The sequence below is a fragment of the Streptosporangium saharense genome (assembly GCF_014203715.1).
Classification (GTDB): domain Bacteria; phylum Actinomycetota; class Actinomycetes; order Streptosporangiales; family Streptosporangiaceae; genus Streptosporangium; species Streptosporangium saharense.
Genome location: NZ_JACHJP010000014.1, coordinates 92,235 through 111,909 on the forward strand (window position 1 = coordinate 92,235; position 19,675 = coordinate 111,909).

The window sequence follows — 19,675 nt, forward strand, 5'->3', positions numbered from 1 at the left end:
CTGATCATGCCCGTGCCGCTCTACCAGGTCAAGGCCGAATTCTTCCGCACGCTGGGGCATCCGCTCCGCATCCGGGTTCTGGAGCTGCTGCAACGCGGCCCCCTGCCCGTCCGGGACCTCCTGGTCGAACTCGACATCGAGGCCTCCAACCTGTCCCAGCAGCTCGCCGTACTGCGCCGCGCCGGGATCGTGAACGCCACCCGTGACGGGGCTACCGTCGTGTACGCGCTCTCGACCCCCGACCTGGCCGATCTGATGGTGGCCACCCGCAGGATCCTGGCGAACCTGCTGGCCGACCGGGACGAGCTGCTGGCCGAGCTCCGCGACCGCCAGGAACCCGTCCCCTGACACCCCCGTTCTCGGCGATGATCGAAACGCGGGTGGCACCGCCCCCGCGGGCAGCCGAGCAGAGCACAGGAGCGCCGACATGGACCCAACCGTACTCACCGCGATCGTCACCGCTCTCGTCGGTGGCGCCGCGGGTGAGGTAGGCAAGAGCGCCTGGACCTCGCTGGTCACGCTGGCCAGGAACCGCTTCGGCAACGACTCCGGCGAGGTCGCCGCCCTTGAGGCGGCCACCGGCGACTCCTCGGAGGAGATCACCGGCATCCTCGTGGACCGCGCGGAGGCCGACCCCGCCTTCGCCGAGGAGCTGGCCGCCTGGACCCGGGAGACCGCCAAGGTCGTACGGCAGAGCCACGACGTCTCCAACACCATCGCCGGTGAGGCCACGATCCACGGGACGGTGATCCAGGCGGGCGACGTGTTCGGCTCGATCAACCTGGGACCGCGCTGACCTCCGGCTGTCTCCCCGGCCGTGGCCGGGGAGACACCTCACCAGCGGACCGGTAGCTCCCGCAGCCCCCGGATGAACATGCCGCGCCGCCACACCAGTTCCCCGGCCGGTACGGCGAGCGCCAGCGTGGGGAAGCGTCCCAGCAGCGCCCCGAGGCCGACGTGGATCTCGGCCCTGGCCAGGTGGGCGCCGGGGCAGAAGTGCCTGCCGTGCCCGAAGGCCAGGTGCGGGTTCGTCTCGCGGGCCGGGTCGAACCGTCCGGGCTCGGTGAACACCCCGGGGTCCCGGTTGGCGGCGTCGATCAGCGGCACCACCACCTCGCCCGCGCGCACCAGCGTGTCGCCGAGCCGTACGTCCTCCATGGCGACGTGCGGCGCGCCGCCGGTCGAGCCGAGCGCGTTCCAGCGCAGCATCTCCTCCACGGCCGGGACGAGCGCGTCCGGGTCGGCGCGCAGCCGGGCGGCCAGGGCCGGGTCCTGAAGGACCGTCAGCGCGCACATGGCGAGCTGGTTGCCGGTCGTCTCGTAGCCCGCCATCAGCAGCCCGGCGCCGAAGACCGCGATCTCCTCCACGCTGAGCCGTTCGGGCTCCGGCGCGGTCAGCAGCTCGGTCAGCAGGTCGTCACCCGGCCTGCCCGACGCGATCTCCCCCTGCCTGGCCGCGACCAGGGCGGTGAAGTAGCGTCCCGACGCGGCGTGCGCCTCGGCCACCTCCTCGGGGGCGAACCTGCTGGTCGACATCATCCTGTCCACCAGCGGGCGCAGCCGGGTCCGGTCCTCCCAGGGGATGCCGAGCGTCTTGGTGATGACGCGCAGCGCGAGCGGCACGGTGAAGCCGTCCACCAGGTCGACAGGCCGCCCGCCCTTCTCCAGGTCGTCGAGCAGTTCCTCGGCCAGCTCGCGCAGCCACGGCGTCTGCTGCCTGGCCCTGCGCGCGGTGAAGGCGTGCAGTACGGCCCGCCGCCTGCGGGTGTGCACCGGCGGGTCGCTGGTGGCCAGCGCCAGCGACTCCGGGGTGCGGGCGAACATCGGCCGCCCGGAGAAGGCCGCCCTGCTGAAGCGGTCGTCGGACAGCACCGCCCTGACCTCGGCGTAGCGGGAGACCAGCCGCGCCCGCCTGCCGTTCGACAGCGTCACCTCGGGCAGGCCGGGAAGGCCGAGCAGCTCCTCGTACTCCTTGGGCGGCCGGGCGTCCGGCCCCTCGGGGAAGGGGAAACGGTCGGTGGTCATCCGGTGTCCTTTCCGAGCAGGGCGACGACCAGGTAGAGGACGAAGCTGGCCAGCAGGAACAGCGCGGGCGGAAGCACCGGCCACCGTACGGCCCGGCCCCGCCAGAACCCGTTGGCGCCGAGGACCACGAAGCCCAGCGGCAGCACGACCAGCCACCCCCACGGCAGGGTGAACGTCAGCGCGACCACGACGGACACCACCGCGCTGACCACGGAGAGCACCGCAGTCCGCTGCACACCCCACGCCGTGACGTAGCTGCGTTCGCCGGGCCGCAGCTCCCTGGTCACCTTGCGGGCGAACTCCAGGTGGAGGTAGGCGGTCGCGGCGGTCAGCAGCGGCAGCACCGCGTGCCAGCTCGGCCCGAGGCCCGTCTGGTGCAGCACCCCGGCGTAGAGGTAGAGGTTGATCAGGATCTGCACCGGGAAGCTGACCAGCAGCCCGGTCACCACGTCGTCGCCGGAGGGCCACCCCAGCAGCCGGTCGGCCGCGAGCACCAGCAGCGCGTACCCGAGCTGCGCGGCCAGCGCGACCAGGGCGATCCCCCGCCCGGCGTTGAGCACGAGCAGCACCACGACGCCGACCCCGATGAGGACCGCCAAATCACTCACCCGGACGGCGCCGCTCGGCAACGGTCTGCCCGGGTTGTGCTCGCGGTCGTAGTCGAGGTCCCTGATGTCGTCAAGCGCCCGCATCAGCAGCAGGTCGATCGCGAACGTCAGCGCCGCGACCAGGACACCGACGTCGGGACGCCAGCCGGTGACGCGCGGGTCGGCCAGCGTGAACAGCGCCGTGACGCCGACGGCCCAGCTGATCCCGTAGGGAAGGTAGAAGGCGGGCGGATAGCTGCCCAGCACGTATCTCCCGAGGCGGCCGATCACTCTTCCTCCAGGATGCGTACGGTTCCCGAGGCGCCGTCGAGCTCGATGAGGGCGTCGTCGGGGATGCGGGTCGTCGCCCCGGCGACCGCGACGACGGTCGGCACCCCGAGGAGCCTGCCGGTGATGGCGGTGTGGGACAGCAGCGTGCCGCGTTCGACGACAAGTCCCCTGGCCGCGCTCATCAGGAACAGCCAGCCGGGGTCGGTCTCCCTGGCGACGAGGATCCTGTCCTGGCACGACTCGGGGGGAACCGAGGGGTGCAGCACGACCTTGGCGCGGGCCCGCACGAGCCCGGCGCTCGACGCGAGGCCGCGCAGCAGCCGGGGGTCACCCTCCGTGGTCTGGGGCTCCGGTCTTCGGTCGAAGGCGTCCCTGGCGAGGCCCTCTCCGGTGAGCAGCCGGGACGGCGGGGCGGGCAGGGTCTCGTTGAACTCCCGCTCCTTCCTGCGGTGCGCGGCCAGCGGACGCAGGTCGGCGCCGGGCAGCGTGCCCTCGAAGGCGCCGAGCACCTCCTGCACGGTCAGGTCGACGACGTCGTCCGCCCGGTCGAGATGACCCTGTTTGGCCAGTTCGTCCCCCAGCCGGAACAGCACTCCTCGGGACAGGCCGTACAGCTCGGTGCGGCAGAACCGGGTGTCCTCGCGCGCCTTGGCCAGCCCGCGCAGTGCCGCCGCCAGTAGCCGCAACGCCGTACGGCGCAGCAGCCCCGGGCAGCGCTCGCGCAGCTCCCGCTCGGCCTCCCCGCGGACCCGCCGCTCCTCGGCCCGGCTCGCGGCGACCGTACGGCCCTGCCTGACGAAGGGGCGGACCATGTCGAGCACCGTCCACGGCCGCTGCCTCGGGGTGGGCTCCTCAAGCTTGAGGTCACCGGCCGCGCGGTCGCCGTAGCGGCGCAGGTGCGCGGTGGCAGCCCCGGCGACGGCGGAGCCGTACCGGCCCTCGACCAGCTCCTCCCAGACCTGCCTGGCGTCCTCGGGCCGTTCGGCGGCGAGCACCCGTTCGCGGGCGGGGCCGTTGGCGCCGACCAGCTCGGCAAGGGCGATGGCGGAGCGCAGCGCGGCCAGCGAGCGGTTGTCCGGGCCGCCGGAGAGCAGGCCGAGCATCAGGGCGTGGCCGTCCTGCCCGGCCCAGCGGCGCAGCAGCCGGGCGAGGGTGCCCGCGACCAGCATGCTGAAGACGCTGTTGGTCAGCGTGACGCCCCAGCGCACCGCGACCTGCGCCCACAGCCTCCGGTAGAAGGTGACCAGTTCGGCGGGCTCGGCGTGCTCGATCCGCCCGTGGGCCTCGGCGGCGACGCCGTCCCACCAGGTCAGGAACTCGCGCACGTCGCGGGGGTGGCGCAGCGCCCTGCGGACCAGCCCCGGGGCGATCCACAGCGCCCGCAGCGGCCAGCCGGGGCGGGGCGGGACGGCGCCGGGGTCGTCGGCCAGCCCCATGGAGTGCTCCCACCACCCCCTGACGAACTCGAAGACCGGCAGCCTGCCGTGCAGGGCGTACCACGCGTCGAGGCGGTAGAAGACCCGCCCGTCCACCATGCCGACCATCCGCTCCAGGTGGTGCCTGTCGCGGCGCAGCGACCGTTCGGGCACGCCCATCCGCCGGTAGAGGTCGCTGAAGATCCACCGGTAGAAGTCGCGGGCCAGGGAGTAGGTCAGCGCCCCGGACACGCCCGGGTAGCTCTCGGTGATGTTGTGGTTGCTCCACAGCACCTGCCGGGTCTGCGGTCTGCTCTCGGGGGGCGCCGCCATCGGCCTGGCCTGCACCACGTGCAGCCGCCCGTCCTCGGTGAAGGTGCCCTCCACATCCTGTGGACAGCCGAAGTGCCGTTCGATCCCGGTGACGGCCTCGACGATCCTGGCGACCTGGTCGCGGTCGAGCACCGGCCGCCCGGCCAGCTCGTCGGGTACGGCCAGCAGCGCGAGTTCGCCGGAGCCGTCGTCGCCGGGCGGGCCGACCATCCGGTGCTTGCGGACCGTCCGCTCGGTCACCTCGCCGGTGGCGTGGCTGACGAAGAAGTGGTCCACGTCGGCCTTCTCCTGCACCACGCCCTCGCCGATCCCGAGGGCCGCGGCGATCACGTGCCGGGCGGAGCCGTCCCGGGGGTCACGGCTGAAGGCCACGAAGGACCGGGTCCCCGGCACCATCCGCTGCACGCCGACCGCGACGCGCGTCGCCGTGGGGTCGGCGCCCGCGCGCAGTCGGTACAGCACGGCCTCGGGCTTGTAGGCGGAGGCCCAGCAGTCCACGATGCGGGCCAGCAGGTCACGGCGCGGCACGTACAGGAAGCTGTCGCTCATCCCGGCGAACGGGTCGGCGGCGTCGTCCTCCCCGGTCAGCCCCTCGGCGGCCACCACGCACGCCCGCACGGCCGCCAGCCCGTCGGGGCCGATGACCTCGTCGAACGCGGCGAGCGCCGCCTCGGCAAGCTCCCCGGGGACGGCCAACCGGGCCACTTCGGCGGTCGCGGCCTCCCCCCACGCCTTCACCGCCCCGGCGTCTCCCAGTGGCGGTACGGCGGGCAGCCCGTCGCGGACCTTCCCCACAACCAGGTCGAACGCCTCGGCGGGCAGGCAGTACAGCGGCGGCACCGGCAGCCCGGCCAGCCGCATGGACTCCAGCCTGGCGAACTTGTTGCCGACCCGCGTCACGTCGTGGAGGTCAACCCGCAGCACGAGGCTCACGAGCGCCTCCCCTTCCAGCCGTCGATGTGCAGGACCTCCTCAAGGGGCAGGCGGGGACCGGGTTTGTAGACGGTCTTGAGACCGTGGGCTGTCGGCAGCAGGCCGCCCTGGCGCACGTTCGGCGGCAGGCCGAGCAGCTCGGCCGCCTCCCGCTCCCGGTCGAGGTGGACGCTGGTCCAGGTCGTGGCCAGGCCCCGGCTGCGGGCGGCCAGCGCGTAACTCCACATGGCGGGCAGCAGGGAGGCCCACAGCCCGGCCTGGTTGCCCTCGGGGAGACGCTCGTCGGCGAGTTCGAGGCAGGGGACGACGAGCACCGGGATGCGGTGGAGCCGTTCGGCCAGGTCGCGGCCGTCGATCGCCATCCGCCGGGTGCGCGGGTCCAGCTCGTCGAGACGGGCGAGCAGGGACGCGCTGCGTTCGAGGAAGGCACGGCGGTAGACGTCGGCGATCCCGGCCCGCACGTCGGGGTCGGTCAGCACGATCCAGCGCCAGCGCTGCCCGTTGGAGCCGTTGGGGGCTTGTAATGCCAGCCGCAGGCACTCCTTGACCAGTTCCAGATCGACCGGCCTGGTGTCGTCGAGGCCGCGCCGTACGGCACGGGTGGTGGTGAGGAGTTCGTCGCAGGTGAGGTCGGGGCGCACGCTCACCACAGCCCGGGGACGAGACGGGGGTGGCCGGTGGCGTAGTCGCGGTAGGCGGGGATGGCGAGCAGTTCGCGCTCCTCGACGTGGATGCGCCTGGCGATGGCCAGGACCAGCACGACCAGCAGCGCCACGCTGAACGGGTTGAGGAAGAACAGCACGAGGCCGGTGTGTCCGAGCAGCATGCCCGCGTAGGCGGGGTGGCGGACCACCCGGTAGGGCCCGGTGCGGACGATCACGTGGTCGTCGCGGCGGATCACGTGGTGGGAGTAGAACTGCCCGAGCGTGCGCATCGCGATCTGCCGCAGCGCCACCCCGGCGACGAACAGCAGCGCGGGCAGTACGGCGAGCGGGGTCAGCCGCTGCCAGGGGAACGGCCCGAGGAACGCCGCGGCGATCACGGCGACCCTGGCGCCCCCGTAGAACAGCAGGGTCGCGACCTCGCGGGGCGGCGCGGACGGCCTGCGGAAGGTGACGGGCGTCTCCAGGCCGACCCAGACCAGGTTGGCCACGGCGAAGACGACGGCGGCCAGGTGGGCCGGTTCCGCCGCCTGCCCGAGGTGCACGACCAGTCCGGCGACGTTGGCGGTCACCGCGGCCAGGAACAGCACGGGGATGATGTAGCCGGTCCACGCCCTGGGGGTGGCCGGGGAGAGGGGGGTGCCGCTCACGCCTGTTCTCCGTTCTGGCGGATCCGCTGGTAGGAGGCCGGGCTGAGAGCCCTCGACCCGTAGGACAGCGCGCCGACCGGCGTCCCGTCCCCGGTGACGACGGTGAGGTCGAAGACGCCGCGGTTGCCCCGGGGCGGCTGGGTGCGCCAGCGCAGGGTGAGCGGTTCGGCGCGCGGCGGCGCGGCGGGCAGGTCGGCGGCCAGTCTGAGCCAGAGCATCACGGCGTCGCGGGGCCGTTCGTGCGCCAGGTGGCTGGCGGCGGTGGCGAGCTGCCGCCCCGCCTCGACCATCTCCTCAAGGCCGTAGTGCTCGGGGCCGTACCTGAGCAGGAAGTGGCCGGTCGGCGGGGAGACGAGCGGCACCTCGTACTCCTCGCCGGAGCCCTCGTCGAGGATCGCCGGTTCGCCGATCAGCACGTTCCTCGGGTCGGCGCGGTGGGCGAGCCCGGCCTCGATGGGCACCGCCTCGGCTGTTTCCCCGGCCTGGGGCACCGTGGCGGGCTGCTCCTGTGCCAGCTCGATGGTGCCGGCGCACACGGCCTCCTCCTCCTGGAGTGCCAGTACGGCCCACGTCCCCCGCTCGCCGGAGGGGTCGGGACCGGCGAGCAGGCTGACCTCGGGGCCGAGTTCGCACATCTTCGTGAACTCAAGGGACAGGCGGACCCGGTGTTCCCGTGACAGGACCCTGTGGTCGCGCAGCAGGTCGAGCAGTCCGGTCACCAGCAGCATGCCGGGGACGTGGTCGAGGGGGTGGTCGAAGAAGAAAGGGTGCTCCTGGTCCACACGCAGGGCGGCGCCGTACTGTCCTGGCCGCCCCTCAGCCGGAGTGATGACGTTCAGCCAGTCCGACGCGGGCGCGCCGAACGACGTGCCCAGATGTTGATGGGATACCAATGAACAAACCTCCAGCGTGGAGTGCGGTGAACAGGGTCAGGCGAATACGGCGGCCCGAAAAAGGCGCCACCGCCAATCGAAAAACCCTCCGATCTCCCGGTATGCGCGACCGAAACCGCGGACACGGTTCGACCAATTCGTGAGCCGATCCTTATCGCCTGATTCGGGCCGCGCATCTTCCAAATTGCTCTATTTCGGAGAATATGTTGACAGTGCCCGTTTGGAATAGATCTGTCGTGTTACCTGGGGAAAGACGGTGGTTGCGACATCCCTAAACATCCGAAACCCGGACATAGGTCACGAAAGTATGTTTTTTGGCCATCCTTCGGGGTGTGCCGGGCATCTCCCAGCCCTCAGGAGCCTCACCGACCCCCGTCAGCCCCGAGGACGAGGAGAGCGACGCCCCCGTCACGCGTCGCGATATCGGAAAGGCCGGGAAAGGGAAATCGCCCGCCCGAATACCCGGGGAAAGCGGCGGTTCCACGGGAGGGCACGCGATGCCCTGTCGGGCATTTCCCAAGGTCAGCGCAACCTCAATCACGAAATATCCGCCAGGGGGCCTCTTCTGGCCAGAGAAAGCGTGTCATTGGACATTCAGCTCGTATGTTCGGATGTTACGGTGAGGGTGTTTTCGGTCGCCCCGTCTCGACGAAGCGGAAGCGGACCGGCTTTCCCCGAGGGGAGAACGCCGCCCCGCCGGCGAAACGCCTTTCACGAACCCCCCGCGCGAAAACATGGAGGCAGACGTGGCCGCGCCCATCACCCAGGACCAGTGGAAGACCGTCCGCGCCTCCCTCAGGCGGGTCGGTGACCGGTTCATCGAGCTTGTCGTCTCGGCGCCGGACTCCCGCGCCGAGGTGACCCCGGGGTGGTCGGTCTCCGACACCGCGGCCCACCTGACCGTCGTCGCCTGGCTCTACACCTCCCTGGTGCGGCCCGAGGAGGTGCCCAACCCGTTCCCGTCCCTGCGGGGGCGCCTCGACGACATCACCGTTGACGACATCGACGACTTCAACGACCTGACGCTGCGCGACTTCACCGAGCGCGACCCGCGCAAGCTCACCGAGCTGCTGAGCACCCACATCGACGACCTGCTCGACTCGACCGAGGACCTCGACCCCGCCCAGCCGATCCCCTGGCTCGGCGGCTCCCGCGTCCCGGTCGCCGGGATCGTCGCCCACCTGCTCAACGAGCTGCTGCTGCACGGCCACGACATAGGGCGCGCCCTGGACAGGCCGTGGCGGATCGCCTCGCGGGACGCTGCCTTCTTCGTCGAGCTGTTCATGGTCGGGGTCGTCCGCAACGGCTCCGGACGGCTGCTGGAGACCGGCCAGCCCCGGTCTGAACGCCCGATCGCCGTCGAGTTCCGCTCGCCGTACATCACCACCGTGACGCTGGTCCTGCACGAGGGCCGGGTGACGCTCGGGGAGCCGGGCCTGGCGCCGGACGTGCGGGTGGGCTTCGACCCGGCGGTCTTCAACCTGATGATGTTCGGCAGGATCGGCAAACTGAGGGCCATGCTCAGCGGCCGGGTGACGATCGGGGGTCCCCGCCCCTGGCTGCTGCCCGCCTTCCTGCGCGTTGTGCACATGCCCTGACGCGGGTCAGGCGGGGGCGAGCACCCCGTCACGTAGTTCGAGGACCCGGTCGGCCAGCGTGATCAGGGCGGGGTCGTGCGTCGCGACCAGCGCGGTGACGCCCTCGCTGCGGACCAGGGCGCGGATCAGCCGCATGATCTGACGCCCGGTCTGTGAGTCGAGCTGGCCGGTCGGCTCGTCGGCGATCAGCAGCCGGGGCCGGTTGGCCAGCGCCCGCGCGACGGCCACCCGCTGCCGCTGCCCCCCGGACAGCTCGTAGGGCCGCTGGCCCGCGTGCTCGGTCAGCCCGACGAGGGAGAGCAGCACCCGCACCCGTTCCTCCCGCGCGGCCACCGGTGTACGGCACAGCCGCATCGGCACCCCGACGTTCTCCGCCGCCGACAGCACCGGGATCAGCCCGAAGGACTGGAAGACGAAGCCGACCACGTCCCTGCGCAGCTCCAGCAGCCCCTCCTCGGGCAGCGCGGTGACCTCGTGCCCGGCGACCGTCACCCGGCCCGCGTCCGGCCGGTCCAGGCCGCCGACCAGGTTGAGCAGGGTCGTCTTGCCCGACCCCGAACGGCCACGGACCGCGACCAGCTCCCCCGGGGCGGCCTCGAAGGAAACCTCACGCAGCGCGACGATCTCCTTGGGGCCGCTCCGGTAGACCCGGCGCAGTCCCTCGACGGCGACCAGCGGCTCCTCAGTCCCCATCCCCGCCCCCCTCCCTCGTGGTTTCAGGCCAGACGCCGATGTGGTCGCTCTCAAGGCGCAGGCGGACGCGGCGCTCCATGTTCAGCTCGCTCGTGAAGTCCCTGGGCAGTTGCAGGCGGCCGACGCGGTCGAGCACGGCGTACTCCTCGGCGACGACCAGGCCGTCGGAGGAGGCGCGGCGGAGCGTCTCGCTGCTGGTCCGCCCGTCCCTGATGCCGACGGTCCGGTCCACCTGCCCGGAGACCAGGGCGTCGTGGGTGACGATCACCGTGGTGACGCCCAGCTCGCGGTTGGCCCCGCGCAGCGCGGCGAACACCTCCTCCGAGGACTCGCTGTCCAGCTCACCGGTCGGCTCGTCGGCCAGGACGACCTGCGGGGAGTTGGCCAGGGCTACCGCGATGGCCACCCGCTGCTGCTCACCGCCGGACATCTCCCCCGGTCTGTGCCCGGCGTGGTCCGCGACGCCCAGCAGGTCGAGCAGCTCGGTGGCCCGGCCGCGCCGCCGTCTACCCGCGAGCCGCATCGGCAGCTCGACGTTCTCCACGGCGCTCAGGTAGGGCAGGAGGTTGCGGCTCGTCTGCTGCCAGACGAAGCCGACCACCTCGCGCCGGTACCGCAGCCGGTCGCGGGCCGTCATCCCCAGCAGATCGACCCCCGCGACCCTGGCCACCCCGGCGGTCGGCACGTCGAGCCCGGACAGCACGTTGAGCAGCGTCGACTTGCCCGAGCCGGAGGCCCCGACGACCGCGACCAGCTCCCCGGCCTCGATGAGCAGGTCGAGTCCCTGCAGGGCGACCACCTCGACGCCCTCGGTCTTGTAGATGCGCACGAGGTTGTCGCACAGGATGTGCGCGTCCTGCCCGAAGGCGGGGCCGTGCCGTACGGCCTCGGCCTCAAGCTCGGCCAAGGAGGTCTCCTGGCTCACGTCGGTCTCCTTCTCTCACCTGAAGGGCGCCCGAGCGCCGCGTACACGAAGGCCCCGAGGACCGCGGCCACCGCGAGCCCCACGGTCAGCAGGACCGGGGTGGTCAGGTCGGCGGGATAGACCTCGACCGCGAGCCCCCCGGTGTAGGAGCTGAGATCGACCCCGGGCCCCAGTACGGCGGGCAGCGCGAGCCCGAGCAGCAGCCCGGCCAGCGCCGTGAGCACGATCATCGGGGAGATCTCCAGCACGGTCAGCCGACGGGCCTGGGCGGTCGAGAGCCCGAGGGCCCGCAGGTGGGACAGGGCGCCGGTGCGGTCGGCTCCCCCGGTCACCAGGGCGACGAGGACCGCGGCCAGCGCGTACCCGGCCAGGGCGAACGTGACGACGGTGAAGGCCCGTTCGATCGTCGCGGTGAACGGCGCCCCCGCGATGCCGGAGAGCACCCCGTCGAGGGTCGTCACCTGCGTGTCCTGCAGGTTGACCGCGGCCAGCAGCGGCCTGGGGTCCAGGTCGTCGCCGTCGAGGAACACCGTGTTGACCGGGGAGCCGTCCGGTGGGGCGATGACCAGGGGGGCTCCGCCGTACACGCGGGGCAGGCCGGTGACGATTCCCCCCGGGGTCAGGGCGCGCGGCGAGGGGCCGAGCAGCTCGATCGGCCCCCGGTCCGCGAGGTCGGGCGAGACCAGCACCGGCGCGTCCGGCAGCGTCAGCGGCCCGGCACGCAGCAGGTCCCGGTAGGCGCGGGTGTCGACCGCGAGCACCACGACCCGCTGCAGATCGGTCCTGAGCAGGGAGACGGTCCGCGTCGCGGTGACGACCTCCCTGACACCGGGGACCCGCCTGATCCGTTCGACGATCTCCGGGGTGATCGGCAGGGCGCTGTCCAGCCGGGCGCGGGCGCCGACCTGCTGCCAGGCGGAGGTCTGCTGCGTCGTGGCCAGTCCGCCCGAGACCACGGCGCCGAACACCGCGACCGCCAGCGCGGGCAGCAGGATCAGCACCGAGAGCGTGGCGGCGGGCCTCGCCCTGGCCGCGAGGGTCAGCCCGAGGAACGGCACCGCGGGACGCAGCCGTGCCGCCAGCCGTACGGCCAGGCGCAGCGGATAGGGGTAGCAGCGCAGCACGATCAGCGCCACGGCCAGGGTCAGCCCCGCGGGAACCAGGATCAGGAAGGGGTCGAAACCGCGTTCGTCCGTCTGGGTGGTGAGCCCGCGCTGCCGCAGCAGGTAGGTCCCGGCGAGGGCGAGCACGACGACCGCGGCCTCGGCGGTGATCCGCCGGGGTGAGGGCCGGGAGGTGGCGACGTCCTCGCGCTGGTCGGTCCGCGGCCAGCGGTGGGCCAGGGCCTGTCCTGCGGCGAGCAGCGCGGTGGCGGCCACCACGGCGAGCGGGCCGAGGTGCACGAGGAGGGTGAGCGGCCCCGGCAGCGCGTAGGACAGGGCGTATCCGGCAACCCCGGCGGGCACCGCGACCGCCGCCACCGCCCCGGTCGTCGTCGCGGCGATCCGCGCGAGGGAGGCGCCCCTGGCCCGCATGAGGACCAAGGCGTGGCGCATGCGTTCGGCGAGCAGCCGTACGGCCAGGGCGATCACGCCGAGCGCCACGGTGAACAGGCCCGCGACGACGAACAGCAGCAGCGACTCGGCGACGCGCAGCCGGGTCAGGTGCTCCTGGAGGAGGGAGTCGAGCGCCGTGTCGAGGGCGCCGGGCGAGGAGCCTTCGAGCACGACGGGGACGGCCCCCCTGAAGGTCCTCACCGCCTCGACCAGCTCGGGCGCCCGCAGGGTCGTGACCGAGGGGCCGTCGACGCCGAGGACCCACCGGTAGGTGGTGTTGGAGTACAGCGCGCCCAGCTCGGGAAGGGCGGCGTCGGCGACCAGGCCTGTGGCGTACCAGTCGTCGGTGTCCGCCCCGGGCTTGCGGACCTTCATGACCCGGCGCAGGGCGTCGTTGTGCCGCCAGTAGCCGCTGTCCGGCCCGGCCGCCTCGAAAAGGCCGCTGACCCGGGCCGCCAGCTTCTGCATGCCGCCGAGCAGGACGGTCGCGCCGACGCGCATCCGCATCTCCTCGGCGGCCCTCCGCTCCAGCGCCACCTCGAACAGCGGCCCGCCGTCGAGCTCGCCCGGCGCCCCCGGTGGACGGCCCTCGACATAGCGGACGTGCCGCTCGGCGCCGGAGGTCCAGGCCAGGTTCAGATACTGGTAGGACCGCACCTGACCGTCCACCGAGATGACCGGGTTCTCGTTCTTGCGCACGACGTAGTGGCTGTCGCCCGTGTCCGGCGCCGTCACGACGGGGCGGAGCTCCGGGGGCAGCGCCGCCCTGAAGCTCCGGTCCTCCTCCAGCAGCACGGCCGGGGTGAGCGGCCCCTGGGGGACGCTCTGCCGCTTGCTGACCACCACCAGGTCGGCACGGCTCGGGTCGCTCCCGGCCATGGCCACGCGCAACGCGTCGTCGTAGGCGGTCTGGGTGACCTTGGGCACGGCCGCGACCAGCAGGCAGGCGCTGAGCACCAGCAGCCCGAGCACGGCCGCCACGCCCCGGTTGACCCGTACCTGGGTCCAGGCGTTCATCGGTCCTCCCCGATCCGCAGGACGCCGCCCGCGCCCCGGCGCCGCAGCACGCGCGCCAGCACGGCGACGATCGCGAACAGCAGCACGGCGACCGTGACCAGCAGCCCGAGCGTGGCCGCCCAGGGAATGTCCAGCAGCACCCGAGGGGTCACAGCCGCCGCCTGGCCGGTCAGCACGATGTACGGCACGACCAGCGAGGCGACGACCACGGCGACCGCGGTCCCGGCCGCCAGGGACAGGCCGATCAGGAAGGCCTGTTCGACGGCGAGCAGCGCGAACACCTGCCGGAAGCCGACGCCGAGGGCCCGCAGGATGGCGAACTCGGCAGTCCGTTCCCTGGCCGCGACGGCGGCGTTGACGACGAACCCGAGGACGGCGAAGGCGAGCGCGGCCAGGAACCCGAGCGTCAGCGCCCCGCGCAGCCCACCCGCGAGCGGGTCGTCCCTGAGCCCCTCTGCCAGCGAGGACAGGTCGACCACGGTCGTCTCCCAGCCGGGGTGACGGCCGAGTTCGGCGGCGGCCCCGGTGGTCTCGGCCCCGCCCGTGCCCAGCCACCACTCGGTCGGCACGCGGAGGGTGTGGTGGGTGAGCAGGTCCCACGCCTGCATGGTCTGCCAGTCGAGCAGTACGGCGGGCACCCCCGGCGCCGTCCCCGGCAGCCCGTCCACGATCCCGGCGACCCTGACCACGGTGGTGCGCCGGTCGAAGGTGAGCTTGCTCGTCGTCCCCGTGGTCAGGCGGAGCCTGGCGGCCAGGTCGGCGGTGAGGACGACCGGCAGCGGGCCGAGATAGGCGCCCTGCGGGGTGCCCTCCCCGGAGAAGACCGTCCCCTCGTCCGCGTCCTCGGCCACGGGGGTGACCGTGAGCCGCTGCGGGGCGACCGCGTCGAACGGGTCGCGGACCGGCGGGGCCGCGAACGACGCGGAGAACAGTCCCTCCCCGGTCGCGAAGCCGCGTTCCTTGGCGGTCGTGGTCGTCACCCCGTGCGCCAGCTTCGTCCCCTCGGGCACGGTGACCCGGGCGCCCTCACCCGTCGTGACGCCGAGCACGGCCACCCCGAAGCCGGTCCCCCTGGTCGGCAACGGCACGTCGGCGACGATCGCGGCGACGGTCAGCGGGTAGCTCAGCCGTCCGTTCCGCCCGCGCAACGGCGTCAGGTCGAGTGCCGTCTCCCGCTCCCCGAGGCCGGGGAGGAACCGGACGGGATACCTCACGCCCTCGGCGTCCACGACCGTCAGCGTCAGCGCCGCGTTGCCGTACACCTCGGTCAGACCGGGGTCCTCGACGGTGAGGCGGGTCCGCACGAGCAGCCGCTCAGGCCGTCCAGGAACCGTCAGGCCGGGCAGGCGGGGGCGCGCGGCGGTGAGCCCCCGCGCGAGCGCGCCGACCGTCTCGTCCGACAGGTCGGGGCGGAGCTTGAGCATGCCGGGCAGCTCGCTCCCGTCCACGGCGAGCAGGGTCGCCTCCGCGCCCGCCAGTTCGGTGCCGCTCTGGTAGGCCGGGCTGAGCGAGGTCACCCCGGGCAGCGACGCGTAGGCCGCCGCCCTGCCGAGCGGCCCCAGCTCGGCGTTCTCCGGGGGCGCGGCCACCCGGAGGTCGGCTCCCGCCTGGTGCCTGGCCTGGTCTTCCTGGGAGTCGCGCCAGGTGGCAGTGGTCGCCATGCTGACCACGCCGATCGCGATGGCCATGGTCAGCAGCAGCGCGGGTCCCGAGTAGCGTCCAGGACGGCGGCTGACCTGCCAGGCGCCGAGCGCGGGCGCCAGGTCGGCGCGGCGGGAGGCGAGCCGTTCGGCGATCCTGGAGACGGGCGGCACGACCCGCAGCCCGATCACGCCCCCGCAGAGCAGGGCGACGGCGGGACCGGCCACGATCAGCGGGTCGATGCCCAGCTCACCCCCGGCCGTCGCGGTGACCGGGGCGCCGTAGTGCCGTAGCTGCCACACCGCGAGCGCCGCGACGCCGAGCAGCGCCACATCCGCCCCCGCCCGCTGCAGCGGGCCGTACCGCTGCCCCCGCCCGCGCGCCGTCTGCTCGGCCACGTACGTACGGCGGGTGCCGCCGAGCGCGGGCAGCGTCATCAGTACGGCACAGCCGAGCGCCACCGCGACCGCGACCACGTAGGCGGCCAGATCCACACCGACGTCGATCGGCGTGTCCGACGCCCCCGCGTTGACCGCCCTGAGCAGGGGCAGGGCCAGCGGTGGGGCGAGCGCCGCGCACGGCAACGCGACCAGCAGCGCCTCCCCCGCCGCGAGCAGCGCCAGCCGTACGGCACCGGCACCCCGGGAGCGCAGCAGCGCCGTCTCGGTGCGCCGGTGGTCGGCCAGCAGCCTGGCCGTCAGCGTCAGCGCGTAGGCGGCGAGCAACAGCAGTTGCAGCACCGGCACGAGCATCGTCGAGCGGGCGACCAGGGTCGCGGTGGCGAGCTGGTTGAGCCGTTCCGGCAGCCGGGTGGAGAGCGAGCAGCCCTCGCAGCCGGGCCGCGTCCTGAGCACCCCCTGCAGGGCGCCGACCTCGGTCGCCAGCGGGCGCAGGCGCTCTCTCGGCAGAGATCGCAGGTCGGGTACGGCCAGCCAGGACGCCGAGGTGCCCGCGACGAACCTGTCGAGGAACACCGGCTCGGCCATCATGAGCGGGCCGTGGGTGACGTAGCCGCCGATCTCGACGCCCCGGGTGAGCAGCGGCTGACCCGCCCAGCGGCCCGAGCGGGGCTCGCGCAGCTCGAAGACGCCGACGATCTTGACGCGGACCTTCGACTTGTCGAGCCGTCCCTCGACGGTGAAGGAGTCTCCGACGGCCATCCCGGTGTCCCGCGCGACGGTCCCGCTGATCGCGGCCTCGACGGTCTCTGTCCTGGTTCCCGGCCAGGCGCCCCGGACGAGGCGGGCGTGTTCGGCGAGGCCCTGCTGGGTGCCGAACCGCAGCAGCTCCGGCCTGGACCCGCGCTCCTGGCCGGGCATGGCGTAGGAGCCCGACTGGCCGCTCACGGTCACCGCGACCGGCAGGCCCGCGTAGGTCTCGGCGAGCTGCGCGCGCAACGCCCTGTCGGTCGCCGCGAAGGTCCCGGCGTGCACGGGCGCGTTGACCACGGTTCCCGCGGTCTCGACGGGGACGGTTTCGAGCGTACGGCGGACGCCCGCGTCGACGACCGAGGTGGCGTAGACGCTCAGCCCGACCAGCGTGGTCGTGGCCAGCAGAATCGCCCCGAAGACCGCGACGAGCAACAGTGGTTCGCTGAGCGCGCGGCGTACGACCAATGCCGTGGGCCTCGGCATGGCACCGCCTCCCCGTGCAGCGATCACATCCGTTACAGGCACGTTCCGGGGAAAACGCACCCAGAACAAGTTCGGGCCTCACAGAGTGATGGAGCCGATATTTCCGGGCAATGTCAGCGTGATATCGAAACCGTGACATTGGGCTTTTTTCGATATATATGCGCAGGTCGTAAGGGTGATGTGGGATGCCCGTCTCGCGGAGTGGTCAGCCCGTGACACATTCGGTCCGGCGCCTGTAACGTGCTCCGCCGCCCGTGGCTTTGTTCCGCCGCCGTGTGGCTTTGGCCCGGCTCCCTGTGGCTTGCTCCCACCGCCCGTGGCTTTGGTCCGCCATCGTGTGGCTTTGGCCCGGCTCCTTGTGGCTTGCTCCGCCGCCCGTGGCTTTGGCCCGCCGCCTGTGGCTTTGGTCCGCCGTCGTGTGGCTTTGGTCCGTCGAGTGATCAAGCCCCTAAGCGCCCGCGACGTAGGATTCCGGGGATGGGACACCATATCTGTGCTCTTGTCGTGGCCGGGCGGATCGACGCCGAACGCGCCGACGCGGTGGGACTGCGTGCCAGGCTCACGCACGACGACATCACCGTGTTCCCCATCGACCACTACTTCTCGGCCTACTGGGCCGCGATCCGGGGCCGTGACGCACAGCTCGACCTGCCCGACGGCCTTCCCGCGACCTTCCCCGGCGAGGCGGTGCTGTGCGACCTCGCCCGCGAGGTGACCGGCGCGGACGAACCACGGTTCGCGATCATCCAGACGGAGTACTTCGCCGGTTTCGGCGACCAGTGGGCCGTGGCCTTCGCCGGTGAGAAACGGCTGACGGCCGACCGGGCCTCGATAAACGACGCGCTCGCCGTACTCGGCGTGCGGGCGTCGGAGTCGGCGGACGAGTTCGACGTGATCGGCCTCGCCGACTTCCGGAGCAACCCGGACCACCTCGAACGCTACGCCGACCTGTGCGACGAACTGGGCGTCTGACACCGACGCCTATCGGAGCACCTCGTAATGGAGGTGCGTCACGCCGGGCGCGGGGACGGCCTCGATCAGGCGCAGCCGTACATGGGCGGGCAGCTCCTGGAAGAAGCCACGACCGCCGCCCAGCAGGACGGGCACCTGGTGGAGGACCAGCTCGTCCACCAGGCCCGCCGCGAGCGCCGACGTCAGCACGCCACCGCCCATGAGGCCGACGTCCCTGCCCCCCGCGGCCTCACGCGCCGCCGCGACCGCGTCCTCGATGCCGGTGGTGACGAGGGTCTGCGCCGGGCCGAGTTCGGGCACCGCCCGGTGGCTGAGGACGAACAGTTTGGCCTTCGGGTGCGGGCTGCCGCCGCCGAACCGGTCGGAGTCCTCGTAGGTGTTGCGCCCCGCCACGATCGCGCCCACCCGTCCGGCGAGGGCGTCGAAGACCCGCGCACTGGACTCGCTCAGCCGGAACCCGTCGAACACCTGGCTGGGCGTGTCGCCGTCGAAGTACCAGTCGAACAGCGTCGCGCCCTCTCCCAGCCCACGTCCGGCACCCGGGTCGCGCCCGGTGATGTATCCGTCGACCGAGACCGCGTGGGCGCCAATGACCTTGCTCATCGTGAGGACTCCCTCTTTCGAGTTCCTTTAAGAGACTCCATGAGCGTAACACCCGGAGTTCCTTGAGGGAACCCAACCGACTAGACTGATCCCATGCAACGCACGCAATTCGGGGAGATGGCCTGTTCCATCGCGCGCACCCTCGACGTGATCGGGGAGCCGTGGTCACCGTTGATCCTGCGCGACGTGTGGGTGGGCATGAACCGGTTCGACCAGCTACAGGCCGACCTCGGGATCTCCCGCAAGGTGCTGACCGAACGGCTCAACCACCTCGTCGACCAGGGCGTCCTCGAACGCCGCCCCTACGACAACCGCCCCCGCCACGAGTACCACCTGACGCCCAAGGGCACCGAACTCATCGATCTCCTCATGGTCATGGCCGCCTGGGGCGACCGCTGGCTAGCGAGCGAGGCAGGCCCCCCGGTCCTCTACCGCCACCACACATGCGGAGAGATCAGCCACGCCACCCTCCACTGCTCCCACTGCGACACCCCCATGCACGCCAACGACATCGACCTCCTCCCAGGCCCCGGTGCGGCAACCTGACGGAAACATCGAGTGCCGGGCCGTACCGGCTGCTGGAAAGGGGTCAGCCCGCGGCAAAAGTGTTTCTTGTGGGGCGGGTTGTGCTGACGCGGAACCACACGGCGCCGCCCATCTCGCCGCTGTGTGCGCCCCAGTCGGCTGACAGCAGGTCCACCAGGAACAGGCCCCTGCCGCCGAGGCCGTCCGTCGTCATCTCCCGTACGGCGGGGCCGCCCGTCGCCGATCCCGCGTCGAGCACCTCGACGTGGACCATGCCGTTGCCCACGCCGACGCGCACCGTCACGATGCCCTCCTCGTGGCGTGCCGAGTCGGAGTGCACGACGGCGTTGGTGACCACCTCGCTCAGCAGCAGCAACGCGTCGTCGAGAAGTTCGGCGCAGGACAGGCCGTCAAGGCTCTCAAGCAGGTCGCGTGCCCATCCCCTGGCCTCGGGTACCGAGGAGGGCGTGGCCGCGAACGCGCGCAGCCCCACCGGGCGGACCGTGCCCCACCGGTCGGTCCAGCTCGCGTCCCAGCGCGCCGCCCAGCACCTGGCCCAGCAGGTGGCCCATCGTCCCGGAGTTATCTCCCTGCACTCGCCCTCAAGGAACACGCACGGACGAGATTGCCGATGCGCCGTTATGGACATGTCGCGTCCTCGTCGTCTCCTCGCCGTGCCCCCCGTCCGAACGCCGAGGGATGACCAACAGCCGTACCGAAGC

General features: G+C 72.4%; 17 protein-coding genes. 5 read left to right on the forward strand and 12 right to left on the reverse strand.

Annotated features, from left to right (window positions below):
• Positions 1-6 precede the first annotated feature (6 nt).
• A complete protein-coding gene (locus tag FHS44_RS37955; RefSeq protein ID WP_184725025.1) occupies positions 7-348 on the forward strand; it encodes an ArsR/SmtB family transcription factor in 342 nt (113 codons plus the stop codon).
• 79 nt (positions 349-427) lie between these two features.
• Positions 428-796, forward strand: coding sequence for a hypothetical protein (locus tag FHS44_RS37960; protein WP_184725027.1), 369 nt, complete (start codon positions 428-430; stop codon positions 794-796).
• Between the two features lie 38 nt (positions 797-834).
• Here the strand turns inward: FHS44_RS37960 and FHS44_RS37965 are convergent, their stop codons facing one another.
• Genes FHS44_RS37965 through FHS44_RS40480 form a run of 6 tightly spaced genes read right to left on the reverse strand, consistent with a single transcriptional unit; the run spans position 835 to position 7,789 of the window.
• On the reverse strand, positions 835-2,025 hold the full coding sequence (locus FHS44_RS37965; protein ID WP_184725029.1) for a cytochrome P450: 1,191 nt from the start codon (positions 2,023-2,025) through the stop codon (positions 835-837).
• Complete coding sequence (locus FHS44_RS37970) at positions 2,022-2,903, reverse strand: UbiA prenyltransferase family protein (RefSeq protein ID WP_184725031.1); 882 nt, start codon at positions 2,901-2,903, stop codon at positions 2,022-2,024. The genes FHS44_RS37965 and FHS44_RS37970 overlap by 4 nt, the downstream gene beginning before the upstream one ends.
• Entirely contained in the window at positions 2,900-5,584 is a 2,685-nt protein-coding gene (locus tag FHS44_RS37975) for a PEP/pyruvate-binding domain-containing protein (protein WP_184725033.1), read from the reverse strand. The genes FHS44_RS37970 and FHS44_RS37975 overlap by 4 nt, the downstream gene beginning before the upstream one ends.
• Entirely contained in the window at positions 5,581-6,231 is a 651-nt protein-coding gene (locus FHS44_RS37980; protein WP_312863983.1) for a nitroreductase family protein, read from the reverse strand. Before FHS44_RS37980 ends, FHS44_RS37975 begins: the two co-directional genes overlap by 4 nt.
• Entirely contained in the window at positions 6,228-6,896 is a 669-nt protein-coding gene (locus FHS44_RS42620; RefSeq protein WP_184725037.1) for a methyltransferase family protein, read from the reverse strand. Before FHS44_RS42620 ends, FHS44_RS37980 begins: the two co-directional genes overlap by 4 nt.
• Positions 6,893-7,789, reverse strand: a complete 897-nt coding sequence (locus FHS44_RS40480; protein WP_221461792.1) for an AfsA-related hotdog domain-containing protein — start codon at positions 7,787-7,789, stop codon at positions 6,893-6,895. Before FHS44_RS40480 ends, FHS44_RS42620 begins: the two co-directional genes overlap by 4 nt.
• Positions 7,790-8,535: 746 nt before the next feature.
• On the opposite strand from FHS44_RS40480, the gene FHS44_RS37995 reads away from it, so the two are divergent.
• Complete coding sequence (locus FHS44_RS37995; protein ID WP_312863984.1) at positions 8,536-9,387, forward strand: maleylpyruvate isomerase family mycothiol-dependent enzyme; 852 nt, start codon at positions 8,536-8,538, stop codon at positions 9,385-9,387.
• Positions 9,388-9,393: 6 nt separating this feature from the next.
• Here the strand turns inward: FHS44_RS37995 and FHS44_RS38000 are convergent, their stop codons facing one another.
• The 4 genes from FHS44_RS38000 to FHS44_RS38015 are packed head-to-tail and all read right to left on the reverse strand — an operon-like array spanning position 9,394 to position 16,853.
• On the reverse strand, positions 9,394-10,080 hold the full coding sequence (locus FHS44_RS38000; protein ID WP_184725041.1) for an ABC transporter ATP-binding protein: 687 nt from the start codon (positions 10,078-10,080) through the stop codon (positions 9,394-9,396).
• Positions 10,070-11,005, reverse strand: coding sequence for an ABC transporter ATP-binding protein (locus FHS44_RS38005; protein ID WP_184725043.1), 936 nt, complete (start codon positions 11,003-11,005; stop codon positions 10,070-10,072). Before FHS44_RS38005 ends, FHS44_RS38000 begins: the two co-directional genes overlap by 11 nt.
• Positions 11,002-13,578, reverse strand: a complete 2,577-nt coding sequence (locus FHS44_RS38010) for an FtsX-like permease family protein (protein ID WP_184725045.1) — start codon at positions 13,576-13,578, stop codon at positions 11,002-11,004. The genes FHS44_RS38005 and FHS44_RS38010 overlap by 4 nt, the downstream gene beginning before the upstream one ends.
• Positions 13,575-16,853 (reverse strand): ABC transporter permease, encoded by a 3,279-nt coding sequence (locus tag FHS44_RS38015; RefSeq protein ID WP_184725047.1) that lies wholly within the window; start codon positions 16,851-16,853, stop codon positions 13,575-13,577. The genes FHS44_RS38010 and FHS44_RS38015 overlap by 4 nt, the downstream gene beginning before the upstream one ends.
• A 477-nt stretch (positions 16,854-17,330) precedes the next feature.
• Here FHS44_RS38015 and FHS44_RS38020 point away from each other — a divergent pair, with 477 nt between their 5' ends.
• Complete coding sequence (locus FHS44_RS38020; protein ID WP_184725049.1) at positions 17,331-17,825, forward strand: hypothetical protein; 495 nt, start codon at positions 17,331-17,333, stop codon at positions 17,823-17,825.
• Between the two features lie 9 nt (positions 17,826-17,834).
• Here FHS44_RS38020 and FHS44_RS38025 read toward each other — a convergent pair whose 3' ends face one another.
• A complete protein-coding gene (locus FHS44_RS38025) occupies positions 17,835-18,428 on the reverse strand; it encodes a dihydrofolate reductase family protein (RefSeq protein ID WP_184725051.1) in 594 nt (197 codons plus the stop codon).
• Positions 18,429-18,521: 93 nt separating this feature from the next.
• Between FHS44_RS38025 and FHS44_RS38030 the strand changes: the two genes are divergently transcribed.
• Positions 18,522-18,974 (forward strand): winged helix-turn-helix transcriptional regulator, encoded by a 453-nt coding sequence (locus FHS44_RS38030; protein ID WP_184725053.1) that lies wholly within the window; start codon positions 18,522-18,524, stop codon positions 18,972-18,974.
• A gap of 43 nt (positions 18,975-19,017) precedes the next feature.
• Here the strand turns inward: FHS44_RS38030 and FHS44_RS38035 are convergent, their stop codons facing one another.
• Complete coding sequence (locus FHS44_RS38035; RefSeq protein ID WP_184725055.1) at positions 19,018-19,566, reverse strand: ATP-binding protein; 549 nt, start codon at positions 19,564-19,566, stop codon at positions 19,018-19,020.
• Positions 19,567-19,675 lie beyond the last annotated feature (109 nt).

Coding starts and splice junctions, on each gene's coding strand:
- FHS44_RS38025 (WP_184725051.1), bottom strand. CDS start 18,428: ATGAGCAAGGTCATTGGCGCCCACGCGGTCTCGGTCGACGGATACATC.
- FHS44_RS38020 (WP_184725049.1), top strand. CDS start 17,331: ATGGGACACCATATCTGTGCTCTTGTCGTGGCCGGGCGGATCGACGCC.
- FHS44_RS38010 (WP_184725045.1), bottom strand. CDS start 13,578: ATGAACGCCTGGACCCAGGTACGGGTCAACCGGGGCGTGGCGGCCGTG.
- FHS44_RS37965 (WP_184725029.1), bottom strand. CDS start 2,025: ATGACCACCGACCGTTTCCCCTTCCCCGAGGGGCCGGACGCCCGGCCG.
- FHS44_RS37955 (WP_184725025.1), top strand. CDS start 7: ATGCCCGTGCCGCTCTACCAGGTCAAGGCCGAATTCTTCCGCACGCTG.
- FHS44_RS37960 (WP_184725027.1), top strand. CDS start 428: ATGGACCCAACCGTACTCACCGCGATCGTCACCGCTCTCGTCGGTGGC.
- FHS44_RS38030 (WP_184725053.1), top strand. CDS start 18,522: ATGCAACGCACGCAATTCGGGGAGATGGCCTGTTCCATCGCGCGCACC.
- FHS44_RS38000 (WP_184725041.1), bottom strand. CDS start 10,080: ATGGGGACTGAGGAGCCGCTGGTCGCCGTCGAGGGACTGCGCCGGGTC.
- FHS44_RS38015 (WP_184725047.1), bottom strand. CDS start 16,853: ATGCCGAGGCCCACGGCATTGGTCGTACGCCGCGCGCTCAGCGAACCA.